13 protein-coding genes are annotated in these 14,836 nt (G+C 61.2%); 8 read left to right on the top strand and 5 right to left on the bottom strand.

What is annotated here, in order from left to right; genetic code table 11:
- Window positions 1-2: 2 nt before the first annotated feature.
- The 3 genes from E4O98_RS24740 to E4O98_RS24730 form a co-directional block, all read right to left on the bottom strand.
- The gene (locus tag E4O98_RS24740) at window positions 3-758 is read right to left on the bottom strand and encodes an alpha/beta fold hydrolase (protein WP_032879226.1); all 756 of its coding nucleotides are present in this window, start codon (window positions 756-758) and stop codon (window positions 3-5) included.
- Window positions 748-1,857 (bottom strand): DUF3182 family protein, encoded by a 1,110-nt coding sequence (locus tag E4O98_RS24735; RefSeq protein WP_103735406.1) that lies wholly within the window; start codon window positions 1,855-1,857, stop codon window positions 748-750. The genes E4O98_RS24740 and E4O98_RS24735 overlap by 11 nt, the downstream gene beginning before the upstream one ends.
- 171 nt (window positions 1,858-2,028) lie before the next feature.
- Window positions 2,029-3,000: a GlxA family transcriptional regulator gene (locus E4O98_RS24730; RefSeq protein ID WP_078822455.1), complete on the bottom strand. Its 972-nt coding sequence runs from the start codon at window positions 2,998-3,000 to the stop codon at window positions 2,029-2,031.
- 96 nt (window positions 3,001-3,096) lie between these two features.
- Here E4O98_RS24730 and E4O98_RS24725 point away from each other — a divergent pair, with 96 nt between their 5' ends.
- Entirely contained in the window at window positions 3,097-3,660 is a 564-nt protein-coding gene (locus tag E4O98_RS24725) for a cysteine hydrolase family protein (protein WP_248136503.1), read from the top strand.
- A 21-nt stretch (window positions 3,661-3,681) separates the two neighbouring features.
- Here E4O98_RS24725 and tam read toward each other — a convergent pair whose 3' ends face one another.
- Both tam and E4O98_RS24715 read right to left on the bottom strand, forming a co-directional pair.
- Window positions 3,682-4,443: a trans-aconitate 2-methyltransferase gene (gene tam / locus E4O98_RS24720; protein ID WP_103735408.1), complete on the bottom strand. Its 762-nt coding sequence runs from the start codon at window positions 4,441-4,443 to the stop codon at window positions 3,682-3,684.
- An 86-nt stretch (window positions 4,444-4,529) separates the two neighbouring features.
- Window positions 4,530-5,999, bottom strand: coding sequence for a PLP-dependent aminotransferase family protein (locus tag E4O98_RS24715; protein ID WP_078822458.1), 1,470 nt, complete (start codon window positions 5,997-5,999; stop codon window positions 4,530-4,532).
- Window positions 6,000-6,314: 315 nt separating this feature from the next.
- Here E4O98_RS24715 and E4O98_RS24710 point away from each other — a divergent pair, with 315 nt between their 5' ends.
- The 7 genes from E4O98_RS24710 (at window position 6,315) to E4O98_RS24680 (ending at window position 14,796) form a co-directional block, all read left to right on the top strand.
- A complete protein-coding gene (locus E4O98_RS24710; protein ID WP_032879218.1) occupies window positions 6,315-7,322 on the top strand; it encodes an SGNH/GDSL hydrolase family protein in 1,008 nt (335 codons plus the stop codon).
- 119 nt (window positions 7,323-7,441) lie between these two features.
- Complete coding sequence (locus tag E4O98_RS24705) at window positions 7,442-9,646, top strand: iron-containing redox enzyme family protein (RefSeq protein ID WP_248136501.1); 2,205 nt, start codon at window positions 7,442-7,444, stop codon at window positions 9,644-9,646.
- 17 nt (window positions 9,647-9,663) lie between these two features.
- The gene (locus tag E4O98_RS24700; RefSeq protein ID WP_248136499.1) at window positions 9,664-10,707 is read left to right on the top strand and encodes an inosamine-phosphate amidinotransferase 1; all 1,044 of its coding nucleotides are present in this window, start codon (window positions 9,664-9,666) and stop codon (window positions 10,705-10,707) included.
- Between the two features lie 13 nt (window positions 10,708-10,720).
- Window positions 10,721-11,344, top strand: coding sequence for a LysE family translocator (locus E4O98_RS24695; RefSeq protein WP_032881200.1), 624 nt, complete (start codon window positions 10,721-10,723; stop codon window positions 11,342-11,344).
- Between the two features lie 89 nt (window positions 11,345-11,433).
- Window positions 11,434-13,275 carry a carbamoyltransferase gene (locus E4O98_RS24690; RefSeq protein WP_005791895.1) on the top strand — a complete coding sequence of 614 codons (1,842 nt, stop codon included), beginning with the start codon at window positions 11,434-11,436 and terminating at the stop codon, window positions 13,273-13,275.
- Window positions 13,276-13,306: 31 nt separating this feature from the next.
- Entirely contained in the window at window positions 13,307-13,450 is a 144-nt protein-coding gene (locus E4O98_RS24685; protein ID WP_005791897.1) for a hypothetical protein, read from the top strand.
- Between the two features lie 26 nt (window positions 13,451-13,476).
- Window positions 13,477-14,796, top strand: coding sequence for an aspartate aminotransferase family protein (locus E4O98_RS24680; protein WP_103735409.1), 1,320 nt, complete (start codon window positions 13,477-13,479; stop codon window positions 14,794-14,796).
- The last annotated feature ends 40 nt before the right edge of the window (window positions 14,797-14,836 follow it).

Genomic DNA, 14,836 nt, shown 5'->3' with positions numbered 1-14,836 from the left:
GTCTATCGGGATTGGATAATGCTCAACCGCTCACCCACTACCATTTCGGTAATCCAGTCCACCAGGATCGAGGTATAGGCCTGTTGCGACACCGGGTCGCTCAAGGCATGGTCCGCGCCGTCGATGATGCGGTGGGTCAGGGAGTGAGTCTGCTGGCACGCCGCGCGATAACTCATGATGGTGGCATGGGGCACATGGTCGTCGGTTTCCGATTCCACAATCAGCACATCACCGGTAAATTGCGCGCAGGCGTGCAGGGCACGGTTGGTTTCGGCACGTACCAACGTGCCGCGGTAATCCATCAGGTCGGCTTTATCCAGCTCACGCTTGGGCTTGAGCCATTCCTGGTCGCGGTACAGCGCGGGCACCCGCAGCGCCAGCCAACGCACGGGGCGCAACGAAGTGAGAATTGCCGCCAGGTATCCGCCATAGCTGGTGCCCACCACAGCCACTGCCGAGGTGTCGATGGCCGGGTGGGACAGCAGCCGGTCGTAGGCGGCCAGCAGGTCGCGCAGATTGTCTTCGCGGGTGACGCGCGATAAGGGAATGCCGGTGCCGGCGTGCCCCCGCAGGTCGAAGGTCAGGCATACGCAACCCAGCCCCGCTATACCTTTGGCGCGTTCCAGGTCGCGCTCCTGGCTGCCGCCCCAACCGTGCACAAACAATACGCCGGGCACTTTGGACTTGGGGCTGAGGAATGTCCCACTCATCTGTTCGTCATCTACATCGATACTGATGCTCTCGCTTCTAGCCGTCATAAGATTGAACCGTCACATACTTGAGAAGAAAGTCGCTGTTTTCGGCCGGGCCTCGGTACACCTCAATGGCATCTGCCGGCAGCGCTTGATCCACGTAGGTTTCCACCGAGGACACGCGGATGGCCTTGAGGCTCGGGTTGTTGATGAAACTCTGCAGCGCCGCGACTTCCGCGCTGCTGGCCCCGCCCATGCGCCAGGACTGTTCGAGCACGCCGCTACGGCGCTGGCCGTTACTGTCCAGGCCCTGGGCGATGTCGTAATTGCGCCGCGAGGCGTAGAACCCCGGGTAGGCTTCGTCGGCAGCATTATCGAAAACCCGGGCTTGCTCGATGGCTTGCCGCACATCGTCAGGCAGGGCCAATTGCAGCAAGTCTTCATAGTAGCCGGGCACGACGAGCAAGTTGGAGCCGCCGTAGACCTCCTCGCTCTGCCCGTCCCGGGTCAGGTATTGCTCGCCGCAATAGCTGAATACGTGCTCACCGATAAAGCTCTGGCCCACGCTGTGGGTAACTACGTCGTGCAGGTCTTGCTCCAGCACCACGCCGGCGCTGAACAACTTCGCGGCGTCAGGACGCGCCACTATCGCGTCGAACTCATCGAGACTGTGGATAACTTCCTGGCCCCGTCCAGCACAGGCGTGCACCGGTTTCATACGGATCGGGCCACTATAGAGCAAGCGCGCGGCGGCGGGCTTGGCGTCTTCCAGGGCGAACACACTCAAGCCATCCAACACAACGTCGCGTACGCGCTCGCAGAAGATCGGCGACCAACCTTCAGGGGCCTTTGCCTCAGGGCTCAACAGGCCGTGGCTGATCGCTTTGGTACAAATGAAATCGTGATCGACATAGCCCCCCCACAAATCTTCCGGCCCTCTGACGTCAAGCTTCAACGCCAGGGCGGGACCGACCAGAGTTTGCGTGGGTAGCAGGTACAGCTCGCGACCGGCGTGCATCTGGGGGTCGTAACTGCCACCAAACTTGAGCCCCAATATCTGCGCCAGCCAGCGGGCCAATGCGCGGTTGGTTTCAACCTCATGCAATGGCGCACCTTCGCGCGTCGAGTGTGCGACCACCAATTTGTTGCGATTTGTCGGGGTCATGCGTCCCCCTTGGCTATCCCGCCATGTGTGTGGTGGGAAAGTTGCAGGGATCAGGCCAACGCGGCTTTGTGAGGGATGTTTATCAAATCAATGAGTTGCACTAAAAGCGATGGCAGTTAGCCTGCTCTATTCTGCACGACGATGCCCCAACCCCCCTGCGTTCTGCACGATTCAAACGCCAAACCGGGTGCGGTAGTCGCTGGGGGTCAAGCCAGTAATCTTCTTGAAGAGTGCACGAAAAGCGCTGGGGTCCTGATAACCCACGGTCCAGGCGATGTGGTCGATCGTGCCGTTGGTGAACTCCAGCATCTGCCGCGCCTTGCCGACCCGCAGATGCTGGCAGTACTCGGTGGGTTTAAGCCCCGTCGCACTGCGAAAACGGCGCAAAAACGTGCGCTCTTCCAGGTTTGCCGCCTGCGCCATCGCCGCCACCGAAACATCCACTGCGCCACTGGCTTGCAGCCAATGCTGGACCTTCAGGATCGCACTGTCGCCATGCCTGAGGATCGGCGCAAAGTTGCTTCCGCACTGGCGGGCACTGTCGCTGTGTTCGATCACCAGAAAACGCGCAGTGTCGGCGGCGACACTGGGCCCCATCAGCCGGTCGACCAGGCGCAGGCCCAGTTCGGACCAAGCCATCAGCCCGGCGGTGGTGATCAGGTCGCCGTCATCGACGATGGGTTTATCCGCTTCCAGGCGCACTGCCGGGTAACGGGCCGCGAAGGATTCCGAGGACGACCAGTGAGCGGTGGCGCTGCGCCCATCCAACAGACCGCTACGCGCCAACATGATCGAGCCGATGCACACACCGCCAAGCACCGTGCCGGCAGCATGCTGCTGGCGGATCCACTCCAGCAGTACGGGCGGCGCCTGGTCTTCGGTGAACTCGCCAATCGACGGCGGTACCAGCAGAGCCATCATCGATTGGGCCGGCGCTGGGTGGCTGTCGAACACGCGCGCCGGCGTGCCGTGGGCGTCTACCTGCCAGTGGCTGACCCGCAGCAGCGGCAGTTGCGCAGATTGGTACTCGGCGGCGATGCGATTGGCGACCCCGAACAGGTCGGTCAGGCCATGCACGGCGGCCAGTTGCGCGCCCTGATAGATCAACACACCCAGTTCGAGCGTCGCGCGTTCCACGGCCATTGTCAGTTTTCCCCCTGTTATTGTCGGTGCGGCCAATTCTCAACCTCGGCGCCAGCTAAGATACTGGGCCCATCAACCCATCAGGAGGCAACATACATGGCCAAGCAAGCGCTCATCCTAATCGATATCCAGAACGACTACTTCCCTCAGGGCAAGTGGCCGCTTGACGGCGTAGAAGCCGCGGCGGACAAGGCGGCGCAGGTGCTACAGGCATTTCGACAGGCAGGCGATGCGGTGATTCACGTACGCCATGAGTTTGAAGGCGACGACGCGCCGTTCTTCACGCCCGGCTCCGACGGCGCCCGCTTGCACGACAAGGTGTTGAACGAGGGTGATGAACCGGTAGTGCTCAAGCATTTTGTGAATGCGTTTCGCCAAACCAACCTGCGCGAGTTGCTGGAGCAGCGCAGCATCACCGATCTGGTGGTGGTCGGCAGCATGAGTCATATGTGTGTGGACGCCGTGGTGCGGGCGGCGGCGGACCTGGGCTATAAGGTCACGGTGATCCATGACGCTTGTGCTACTCGCGATCAGGAATTCAACGGCCAGGTGATTCCAGCGGCGCAGGTGCATGGGGCGTACATGGCATCCTTGGCATTTGGCTATGCGGGCGTCATGTCGGCGCAGGAATACCTGCAGGCGCAAACGGCGGCCGCGTGACCGCCACTTACGCCGATCACGTTAGCGTGTCGCGATGATGAACAGGCGCGGAAAGGGCAGCAACACAGTGCCATCGGCCAGGGCTGGATAAGCCAGGGCAATTCGCGCCTGGTATTGCTGCAGGAAGGCGGCCTTTTCATCGTCGGTCAACGGCGCAAGAAAGGGCCGCAATGCCGACGCCTTGAACCACTCCACCACCGCCGCATGATCTGCCAACGGGTGCTGATAGGTGGTGCGCCACACATCCACCGTACTGCAGTGCTTGCTCAGCAACTCGTAGTAGTAACTCGCGGTGTGCCGCTCATTGTGTTTGACCGCGCCGATCTTCGCCGACCATGGGCCGTCGGCCGCCACTTCGCGGGCCAACCGGTGGGCGGGCTCGTCGAGATTGTCCGGGGTTTGCACCGCCAGCGTACCGCCAGGGTTCAGTTGTTTGACCAAGTGCGGGTATAGCGCGGCGTGGTCGGGCAGCCATTGCAGTGAGGCATTGGCCAGAATCACATCGAATTTTTGTGCTGGATTCCAGGCGCCGATATCTGCCAGTTCGAAGCTCAACGCCGGCAAGCGCTCGCGGGCGTCGGCCAGCATGTCGTCGGAGCTGTCCATGCCGGTGACTCGCGCTTGGGGAAAGCGCTCGGCCAGTACCGCTGTGGAGTTGCCCGGCCCGCAGCCCAAGTCGACGGCAGTGCGCACGTCGGTTTCGGGAATCGCCGCCACCAGGTCACGGACCGGGCGAGTGCGCTGTTGTTCGAACAGGGTGTACTGCTTGGCAGACCAGGTCATCGCTGCTTTCCTTCTTGTCAAAGAGGGCTACAGCCTAAATCTTGTGATCCTTGAGAACAAATGCCGCCAAGTGAGCACGCAACCGATCAAAACGCAGAGGGCTGAGGCTGCCATTGTTGCGCGGTGAGGGGGTTGTCCAGCTCCATCTGTATCAACTGGCCAACGGTTTGCCCGACCTTTTGCACGGCCATCTCGACCTTGCGGGTGGGTGGGTTGGCGAAGTTCAGCCGGATGCAATTACGGTATTTTCCCGCTGCCGAGAAAATATTGCCGTTGGCCACCTGCACATCCTGCGCTTCCAACAGTCGGTTGAGGGCGTAGGTATCGAACTCCCCGGGCAATTCGACCCACAGCGTAAAGCCGCCCTGAGGCTGGCTGACGCGGGTCCCCGCCGGAAAATAGCGCTTGACCCACTCACTCATCAGATCGCCGTTGCGCTTGTATTGCTTGCGCATACGCCGCAGGTGCAACTGGTAATTACCCTTGGCGATAAATTCGGCCACGGCCAATTGCGGTTGGGTGACGGTGGCGCCAGAGCCGATGAACTTCATATGCAGCACCTGGGGCAGGTAACGCCCCGGAGCGATCCAGCCGACGCGCAGGCCAGGGGCCACGGTCTTGGAAAACGAACTGCACAACACCACGCGGTTGTCTTCATCGAAGGACTTGAGCGAGCGTGGCCGCGGATAGCGATGCGACAGATCACCGTAGATATCGTCTTCGATGATCGGCACGTCAAAGCGTTGGGCCATGCGGATCAGCTTGAGCTTGCGCTCGTCGGGCATGATGTAGCCCATGGGGTTGTTACAGTTGGCGGTCAATTGGATGACCTTGATCGGCCACTGCTCCAGGGCCATCTCAAGGGCTTCCAGGTTGATGCCGGTCACGGGGTCGCTGGGGATCTCCAGCGCCTTGAGACCGGCCGCCTTGAGGATCTGCATCATCCCGTAATAGCTCGGCGAAGCGATCGCCACGATATCGCCGGGCGCGCAAATCGCACGGATTGCGGTAGACAGGGCTTCCTGACAGCCACTGGTGACAATCAGGTCGGCCGGGGTCAGGCGAACACCCGCATCGATGGACAGCCGGGCGATCTGTTCGCGCAAGGCCAATACACCCTGGATGTGGCTGTATTGCAGGCTGGTGTTGTCGCTGCGCCGGCTGATACGGGCCATGGCGGTCAGCAGCGGCTTGAGGGTCGGCACGCTGATGTCCGGCATACCGCACCCCAGTTGCACGATACCGGCGCCTTGATCGAGGCGTATCAGTTCCTGGACCATGTCCCACTGGGAAATGTCCACCGGCCGCAGGATTGGTCGGCCCATCTGCGGCAAAGGCGCCACGCGCCGGTCCGACGGCACGAAATAGCCCGACTTGGGACGCGATACCGCCAACCCCGAACATTCCAATACACGGTAGGCCTGTTGCACGGTCGTCAGGCTGACGCCGTGCTCATGGCTGAGGGTGCGTACAGATGGCAACCGCTCACCGGGCCCGTACAGGCCCTGCTCGATGCGGCTGCTGATGAATTCGGCGAGGTTCAGGTAAAGAGTCATAGGCCCGACTGTAGCTTCTGATCTGTCGCTTAAGAAGTTACAGATTGGCCTTTTTTTGAAAAATTTTCAGCATAAAACCCCAATCTGTATTCAAAAGATTGAGTTCTGCTGTATCTGCAATACACGTCGTCGCCTTGGGATGATAGGTCCCATAACAGTGCACGAGACCTTTGACAAGGTTGGTACAAAGTAGTCACAAAATAGTAAAGCAGCACTGTACGCACCAAATTTTCAGAAATGCCCTACAAAGCAAGCACCTGACAAACCAACCAGGTGTTTGAATCTGCCCAGCGAATACCAAATGGATCAAGCGCTATGACGACAAGGACGACGCTCACACCGCAGATGGCCGAGTACGAACAGAAATTCACCGATGCCGGTGAAGTTCGATGGCTGCCCTATTTGATGTACTTCCACCCCACTGACCATGCTTCCCCCGTGGTCAATACCGATTCATCCGGCTTTCGCTACTCCGAGTCATTGGGTACCCGCTATTCGGTGGTCGACGGTATCAAGGGTAATGGCCCGGTACGCCTGTTGGCGGGCAGCTCCACCGTGTTCGGCATTGGCGCCAGCGCCGACAGCTGGACCCTTGCTTCGCGCCTCACGAAGAACGATCCCCGTGGCCAGCGCTGGATCAATTTCGGCGGCCGCAGCTTCAACTCTACCCAAGAGCTGGTGCTGTTCACCCTCAACCGGCACCACCTGCCCAAGGTGGATGAAATCGTGCTGTTCTCCGGTTTCAACAACCTTGGCCTGGCACGTCAGCCTCACGCCTATCGGGGCGAGCACGGCGCGTTTTTCAACTGCCATCAGTTTTTCGATGCCTTGACGCCACAGCAGCCGACCGCCAGCAACTGGAGCCTGTCGAATCTGTTCGGCAAGCCTCAGGAGCCCGAGCAACCCACGCCGCCGTCGATGCAGGAACAGATCGACTACGCCGCCAACCTGACCTTGCAGCACCTGGATATCTGGCGCGCCCTGGCCACCGACATGGGTGCGAAGCTGACGTTCATCCTGCAACCGCTCGCCGGCTGGGTCCGCGAGACCGGCAGCCATGAGGAAGAGCAACTGTTTGCCGAACTCGACCAACTCGGTAATTTCACCGAGGTGTATGGCGACATCCTGCAAACCTCGGTGCGCGAAGCCTACGCCCAGCGCTTGCGCGACGGGGCGCGGGCCATGGGGGTGGAGTTTGTCGACATCACGCCATTGCTGGCCGAGGCACTGGGCCCGCAAGACTGGCAGTTCGTCGACCGCATCCATTTCACCGATGCCGGCAACGACCTGGTTTCAAAACTTATTCTCGATGTCACTCGCTAAAAGGACTTGCACATGAAATCCATCAAGAAGTTTTTCCAACGCCTGTTTGGAAAAAAGAAGAAGAAACCTGACTCCTCCATTTATCCGATGTTCTGACGCGGCACTGGAAGGTAATGGCTATGGATGGCTCGATTCCAACACGCATCCCCGCAGACGACAGGTGGCGCGAACTCTATCGTTTGGCGCTGGAGCCTGAATGTTTCCTGGATACGGAGTACCTCGACACCCTGCTGGGCAAAGACGTCGAGCCGGTGCAGTTGCCGCTGCTGTCACAGCGGATCGATGCGTGGCAGTCGGAACAGGCGTCGGCGTATGCCGGCGCCGCCACCGCTGCCGTCGAACAGCACAACGCTCGCGCTTTTGCCCAGGCATTGGCGGTTTATTCGGCACCGATGGCCTCGGTGCTCGGCTGCTGGCTGCAGGGCCTGAGCGCACCCGGGGTATTTGAAGACCCCGCGCAGCTGCGCCTGATGCAACTGTTTGCCCATGACATCGGGGTCGGCTACCCGAACGCCTCCCGCGGCCATCACTTCAACGCGTTGTTGGGCCAGCTACAGCTGACCACCTACGCCTTGGCGCCGGCGCAATTGGCGACTCTGCCGGACCTGCATGACGACGCGTTCGAACTGCCCGCGCTGTTGCTTGCCCTCAGCCGACGCAGCGATGCCTACGGTGATGAACTCTGCGGTGTCGATTGGGCCTTGCGCGCCGTCGGGCTTTGCCCGGGCTGGGCAGCCATGGGCCAGCTTGAAGGGCTGGCGCTGGAACTCGGCCGGCTGGATCTGAGCGCGTCATTCCCCGGCCTGGAACCGGCTTCGTTGCGCCATATCAGCCAATGGGTCGCGCACCGCATCATCGAGCAGGGCGAAGAGCGCCAGGCCCGTCTGCTACGCGGCGCCAACTGGCTGTTCGGCGCGCTGCAACGCTGGAATGCGCGGCTGTATAACGCCTCGCTGACCGCCACTTCGCCCCAACAGGCCATGGCGCATTTGATGCAGCGTCTGGCGCGGGTGGGCGCGGTGTATCACCAGAATTACCTGATTGAAGGGCGCAGCCTGGCGCTGTGGATCGAAGAAGCGCAGCGCGACCCGTTGCCCCTGCTGGATGTGCTGTCGCGCAGCCGTTTGATCGTGCCGGGGAACTCGAAAAAAAGCCTGCTGGTCACCAGCCTGGTGGCGCCGACCGGGCGCATGTTCCGCATCTTCAGCGAGGCAGACTTGAGCATAATTCGCCAGTGGATCGACTGGTTGCCCCAGGCTGGCGCCACGCCGCAACTGCCACGCCAGCCAGTCGACAGCGCCGCCACGGTGCCCCGCACTAACTCAGCCAGCCCTGCCGACACCGGGCACTGGCCCAAGAGCCTGCGCGAAGCCTATTTTGTCTTGCAGGGGCGTGCGCTGCAGCCGGCCACCCGCCAGTTTGCCCATGCCTATGTGAGCCGTTGGCTTGAGCGTTCACGCCAATCACTGAAGACGTCCGAGCGCCAATTGCCCGAGCAGTGGGGCCCCAATGTGCTGCGCGCCTGGTTGCTGGACAAGCATGACCAGAACGGCCAACAGTTCGATGACAGCGACCCGGCGCAAATGCCCAGCCGTGAAGAAATCATCGAGTCGACCCTGCAACTGGCGCCGCTGACGCTGATCGACGGTGCGTGGCTGCAAGGCTTTACCGACCTGGGGCTGGCGTCTTCCCACGTGGGCTACACCCTGTTCCAGACCTATTGGGATGAATTGGGCAACGGCATCGAGGCGCTCAATCATCCGAAAATTTATCGCGATGGCCTGCGTGACATGGATTTCGAACTGGCCCCCACCGGTAGCCGTGAATTCACCGAAGACCCGCGCCTGGACGAAGACTCCTTCCGCCTGCCCGTGTATTGGCTGTGCCTGGGCAAACTGCCGATGACGTTCATGCCCGAAGTGCTCGGCATGAACCTGGCGATGGAGCTGTCCGGCGTGGGCGGCAGCTATCGTTCGGCGCGGCGCTTTTTACGGCACTACGGGTTCAGCACGGCGTTCGTCGACCTGCACAACACCATTGATAACGTGTCCACCGGGCATTCGGCCTGGGCTGCCGATGCGATCGATGCGTACATGCGTGCGTTGACCAGTGCCGAACAGGTCGCCGCGCAATGGCAGCGCGTGCGCGTGGGCTATGAGTCCCTGGCGCCGAAGCCAGGCAAATGGGCCTCGATGTTGCGTCGCTTGCGCCTCTCATCGGCCGACCATGTACTCCCGCGCCCAACCCGCACAGCGGCTTCAAAAGGCTATCTGCATCACTTGCCGATCACGCGGCAGGTATTGCTGCAAACCCACGAACAATAACGCCACGAGGAGCAATTATGTCTTTGGTAGAAGTGCATAACGAATGGGATCCCCTCGAGGAAATGATCGTGGGTATTGCCCATGGCGCACGCGTGCCGCGGCCGGACAAGGGCCTGTTCGCCCTCGACTACAGCGAGCACCACGACTCGCCCAATGAGATTCCGTCAGGGCCTTACCCCGAACAACTGGTTGAAGAAGCACAGGAAGACCTGGACGCCTTTGCCGCCTTCCTGGTCGGCCATGGGGTGACCGTGCGCCGGCCCAAAGAGACTTATCACGCGGCACTGTTCGGCACCGGCGACTGGAAGACCGACGGCGAATACAACTACTGCCCAAGGGACGTTCTGCTGCCGATCGGCAAAACCATCATTGAAGCGCCGATGGCCTTGCGCAGCCGTTACTTCGAACCTTTTGCCTACCGCGAACACCTGCAGGCGTACTTCGCCAGCGGCGCCAACTGGATTTCCGCGCCCAAGCCGGAACTGCCCGACAGTACCTACCGGGTCAACCCGCGCGAGGGCTCGATCATCGCCAACGATGAGCCGATTTTCGATGCCGCCAACGTGCTGCGCATGGGCCGCGACATTCTTTACCTGGTGTCGCGCAGCGGTAACCGCATGGGCTACGAGTGGCTCAAGCGCGTGCTCGGCGACCAATATCGCGTGCACGCCCTAAGCGGGTTCTACGACGGTACGCACCTGGACACCACCATCACCCTGGTGCGTCCAGGGCTGGTGGTGTTGAACCCCGAACGCATCGGCAAGGATCAGGTGCCCGAAGTGTTCAAGCACTGGGACATCATCTGGGCCCCCGACATGGTGGACACCAGTTACTGCTGGTCGTACCCGCGTGCCTCTATCTGGCAGGGCATGAACTTCATCATGGTCAACCCGTCGCTGGCGGTGATCAATGACCAGCAAGTGCCGCTGATTCGCGCACTGGAAAAACACGGCATCGATGTGGCACCGCTGAAGATGCGCCACGCGCGCAGTCTGAGCGGCGGTTTCCATTGTGTGTCCGTGGACATTCGTCGACAGGGCACGCTGGAAGATTACCGTTGAGCAGGGCATGACCATGCAGGCACTGGATTACTACTCGATCGTGCTGTTCGTGATTGCCACCTGTGTCACGCCAGGCCCGAACAACGTGATGTTGATGTCGTCCGGGGCCAATTTCGGCATCGGCCGTACCTTGCGCCATGTGGCCGGTATCAACATTGGCTTTCCGCTGATGCTGGTAGCGGTCGGGTTGGGGGCCGGGGCGGTGTTCCGCCAGTACCCGTGGTTGCATGACGGCTTGCAGGTGGTCGGCGCGTTGTACCTGTTGTTCCTGGCGTATCAGATTGCCAGTGCCCCCACCACCGATCTGGGTGACCAATCAGGCAAGCCTTTGGGGTTCACCGCTGCGGCGCTGTTCCAGTGGGTCAACCCGAAAGCCTGGGTGATGGCGGTGGGCGCAGTGCTGGCCTACACCTCGCCCTTGGGCTCGTACACGGTGCAGGTGTTTCTGATTGCGCTGTTGTTTTTTGTATTCGGTTCACCGTGTTCGATGGTCTGGGTGTTTTTCGGGCAGTACCTGCGGCGCTTCCTGACCCAGCCACAACGTTTGAAGGCGTTCAATATCACCATGAGCCTGGTGCTCGTGGTGTCCTTGATCCCGGTTCTACGAAGCCTGCCATTCGCGCAATGGTGGTCTTGATACGCAGAGAAGGTTGCCTACACGCCAGCAGTTCGATTGGCGCAGGCGACTCCATGGATTGGCGGAATGTGATGAGGATGCACAGTTAAATGGCTAATTATGTTTTAGGGATTTCTGCCTTCTACCACGACAGTGCTGCCGCCCTGGTCAAGGACGGCGTGCCCGTCGCTGCCGCCCAGGAAGAGCGCTTCACTCGCGTGCGCCATGACCCGGCGTTCCCGGCCCAGGCGATTGCCTATTGCCTGGACGCCGAGGGCATCAGCCTGGATGACCTGGAGGCGGTGGTTTATTACGAAGACCCCCAGGAAAAATTCTCCCGGGTGATTTCGTCGTTTGCCAGCGGCGGCATCGGCGGCGCACGTACGTTCATCAATGCGATGCCGGAATGGATTCGCTGGAAGTGGAACGTGCTCAAGTTCGTCGACGAGCAACTCGAAATCCTGGGCCGGGGCAAGGCGCCGCGCACCCAGGCCTCCCAGCATCACCGCTCCCACGCGGCGGCGGCGTTTTACCCGTCACCGTTCAAGAACGCGGCGGTGTTGTGCATCGACGGCATCGGCGAATGGCATTCGACCACGATCTGGCACGGCCAGGGCACCAATCTTGAACTGAAAAACTCTATTTCCTACCCCCATTCGGTGGGTTTGCTGTATTCGGCCATGACCTACTATTGCGGGTTCAAGGTCGACTCAGGGGAATACAAGCTGATGGGCCTGGCGCCCTATGGCCAGCCGATCTACGCCGACAAGATTCGCGACGAGCTGATCAATATCCGCGAGGACGGCTCGTTCACCCTGAACATGAAGTACTTCGAGTACCTGCGCGGTGAGCGCATGGTCGGCGAAGCGTTTGAAGAGTTGTTCGGTGGGCCGATCCGTCAACCCGAAAGCCCGATCTCACAGCGTGAGTGCGACCTGGCCGCGTCGATTCAAAAAGTCACCGAGGAAGTGGTGCTGGGCCTGGCCACTGCCGCGGTCAAGCAGACCGGCGAGCGCAATCTGTGCCTGGCCGGTGGCGTAGCCTTGAACTGCGTGGCCAACGGCGTGCTCAGCCGCTCGGGGCGCTTTGATTCGATCTGGATCCAGCCGGCGGCCGGTGATGCCGGTTGCGCCCTGGGGGCGGCGTTGGACTTTGCCGTCAAGCACAGCGGTCGTCCGCACCTGGAAGGTGGCAAGTCTGATGCCATGAGCGGCAGCCTGCTGGGGCCGGGCTTTGGCGACGAAGAAATCGCCCGCTTCCTGCTGGAAAACCACTACCCCTTCACCCGCTATGACGACGCCGGGCTGTATGACCAGGTTGCCAGTCGCCTGGCCGAGGGCGCGGTGGTGGGCTGGTTCCAGGGGCGCATGGAGTTTGGCCCACGAGCCTTGGGCGCGCGTTCGATTCTCGGCGATGCACGCAACCCCGAGATGCAGCGCACCATGAACCTGAAGATCAAATACCGCGAGTCGTTCCGCCCGTTTGCCCCGGCCGTGCTGGCCGAGGACGCCGGCAACTATTTCGATATCTGCGAAAAAAGCCCTTACATGCTGATGGTCGCGCCGGTCACCGACTCGATCAAATCCCAGCAGTCGCGACAAGAAGGCGGCCCGGAGCGCGGGCTGGGCAGTATCAACAATATTCGCTCGCAATTGCCGGCGGTGACCCACGTCGACCTGTCGGCACGGGTGCAAACGGTGACCGAGGAAAACAACGCACCGTTCACCTACCTGCTGCGCAGTTTCAAGGAACGCACGGGGTGCTCGGTGCTGGTCAATACCTCGTTCAACGTGCGCGGTGAGCCCATCGTGTGCAAACCCGAGGAAGCGTACGCCTGCTTCATGCGCACCGAAATGGACGTACTGGTTTTGGGCCGTTACGTGCTGGAACGCCCCGGCCAACCGGCCTTCGTCGAGGCTGTGGACTGGCGCAGCGAGATCCCGCTGGATTGATCCTTACCTTTAACTCAATGGAGCTTTTACCGTGCTGAGATTTCTTGCGTTTCTGATGTTTATCGTCGTGTTGCTGCCCATCGGGCTGACGCGTTCGGTGTTTCACTCTTCCCGTTTCGGCCGGCGCTTTCACCAGGCGCCGACAGCCTGGGATCACGCTGTGAGTAAACGGTAACGCCCATTGCCTGAGGAACTGCGCCCATGTCAAAAGTGATCTACAAGAACCTCAACAGCTCACCGATCCTGGCGGTCGGCGGGAGTGGGGTTTGGCTTGAGGATGCAACGGGCAAACGCTACCTCGACACCTGCGGCGGTGTCGCAGTGTCGAGCCTGGGCCATGGGCACCCGCGGATCGCCGCGGCATTCGAGCGCGAAGCGAAGAAACTGGCCTGGGCCCATGCGGGCAGCTTCACCACCGCTGCCGCCGAGGAGCTCGCTGAGCGCCTGGTGGCAGCCAGTGGCGGCCTGGCGCGTGCGCAGTTCTTGTCCGGCGGCTCGGAGGTGATGGAGCTGGCGATGAAAATCGCTTACCAGTACCAGTGCGAGCGCGGCTTGCCCGACAAATCAGTGTTCATTTCCCGCCAACAGAGCTATCACGGCAGCACACTGGGCACCTTGAGCATCTCCGGCAACCCGCAGCGCCAGTCGGTATTCGGTCGACTATTTGCACCCGCCGAGTTCGTCTCCCCCTGCTACGCCTACCGTGATCAACGGCCCGACGAAAGCCAGGAGCAGTACGCCACGCGCCTGGCCGATGAACTGGACGCCAAGATTCGTAGCCTGGGCAGTGAGAACGTCGCGGCGTTCTTTGCCGAGACCGTAGTGGGCTCCACCAACGGCGCGGTGCCTGCGGTGCCCGGTTATTTTCGCAAGATCAAGGCGGTGTGCGAGCGCCACGATGTGCTGCTGATCCTTGATGAGGTGATGGCCGGCATGGGGCGTACCGGGCAGCTGTTCGCCTATACCGACGACGGCATCGTGCCGGACATGGTCGCGGTCGGCAAAGGCCTGGCGGCGGGTTACATGCCGATCTCGGCGCTGTTGATCAGTGACCGGGTGCATTCGGTGATGGCCCGTGGCTCGGGTGTACTGGGCAACGGCCAAACCCATGTCAACCACCCGCTGGCCTGCGCCATTGCCCTGGAGGTACAGCAAGTCATCGTCGAAGAAGACCTGCTGACGCAAGTGCGCCAACGGGGTGAGCAACTGCGCACCTGGCTCAGGGAAAGCCTGGCTGACCTGGATATCGTTGGCGATGTGCGCGGGCGCGGATTGTTCGTGGGCGTCGAGTTTGTCGAGAGCCGTTCCACCAAGGCGCCATTCAGAGGCGGCGGCGCCTATGCCGCGGCCCTCAAGCAAGAGGCGCTGCAACGCGGCCTGCTGATTTATCCCGGCAGCGGCACAGTGCAAGGCACACAAGGCAATCATGTGCTGTTCGCACCGCCGTTTATCACCAGCGAAGGGGAACTGGGGCAAATGGTCGAGCGCTTCAATGCAGTGGTCAGGGCTGTCGCCTACTAGCGATCGAGCGGGCTTACCGGGGGACGGTCGTTGTCACCCA

Origin of the sequence: Pseudomonas sp. W2Jun17, from assembly GCF_023127795.1 — a bacterium.
Taxonomy (GTDB): domain Bacteria; phylum Pseudomonadota; class Gammaproteobacteria; order Pseudomonadales; family Pseudomonadaceae; genus Aquipseudomonas; species Aquipseudomonas synxantha_A.
This window is presented reverse-complemented; position numbering and strand designations above follow the sequence as displayed.

What these genes read in the sequence shown, in the direction of transcription:
- E4O98_RS24690 (WP_005791895.1), top strand. Translation starts at nt 11,434, where the DNA reads ATGGCTAATTATGTTTTAGGGATTTCTGCCTTCTACCACGACAGTGCT.
- E4O98_RS24730 (WP_078822455.1), bottom strand. Translation starts at nt 3,000, where the DNA reads ATGGCCGTGGAACGCGCGACGCTCGAACTGGGTGTGTTGATCTATCAG.
- E4O98_RS24700 (WP_248136499.1), top strand. Translation starts at nt 9,664, where the DNA reads ATGTCTTTGGTAGAAGTGCATAACGAATGGGATCCCCTCGAGGAAATG.
- E4O98_RS24725 (WP_248136503.1), top strand. Translation starts at nt 3,097, where the DNA reads ATGGCCAAGCAAGCGCTCATCCTAATCGATATCCAGAACGACTACTTC.
- E4O98_RS24740 (WP_032879226.1), bottom strand. Translation starts at nt 758, where the DNA reads ATGACGGCTAGAAGCGAGAGCATCAGTATCGATGTAGATGACGAACAG.
- E4O98_RS24715 (WP_078822458.1), bottom strand. Translation starts at nt 5,999, where the DNA reads ATGACTCTTTACCTGAACCTCGCCGAATTCATCAGCAGCCGCATCGAG.
- E4O98_RS24735 (WP_103735406.1), bottom strand. Translation starts at nt 1,857, where the DNA reads ATGACCCCGACAAATCGCAACAAATTGGTGGTCGCACACTCGACGCGC.
- E4O98_RS24710 (WP_032879218.1), top strand. Translation starts at nt 6,315, where the DNA reads ATGACGACAAGGACGACGCTCACACCGCAGATGGCCGAGTACGAACAG.
- E4O98_RS24680 (WP_103735409.1), top strand. Translation starts at nt 13,477, where the DNA reads ATGTCAAAAGTGATCTACAAGAACCTCAACAGCTCACCGATCCTGGCG.
- tam (WP_103735408.1), bottom strand. Translation starts at nt 4,443, where the DNA reads ATGACCTGGTCTGCCAAGCAGTACACCCTGTTCGAACAACAGCGCACT.
- E4O98_RS24695 (WP_032881200.1), top strand. Translation starts at nt 10,721, where the DNA reads ATGCAGGCACTGGATTACTACTCGATCGTGCTGTTCGTGATTGCCACC.
- E4O98_RS24705 (WP_248136501.1), top strand. Translation starts at nt 7,442, where the DNA reads ATGGATGGCTCGATTCCAACACGCATCCCCGCAGACGACAGGTGGCGC.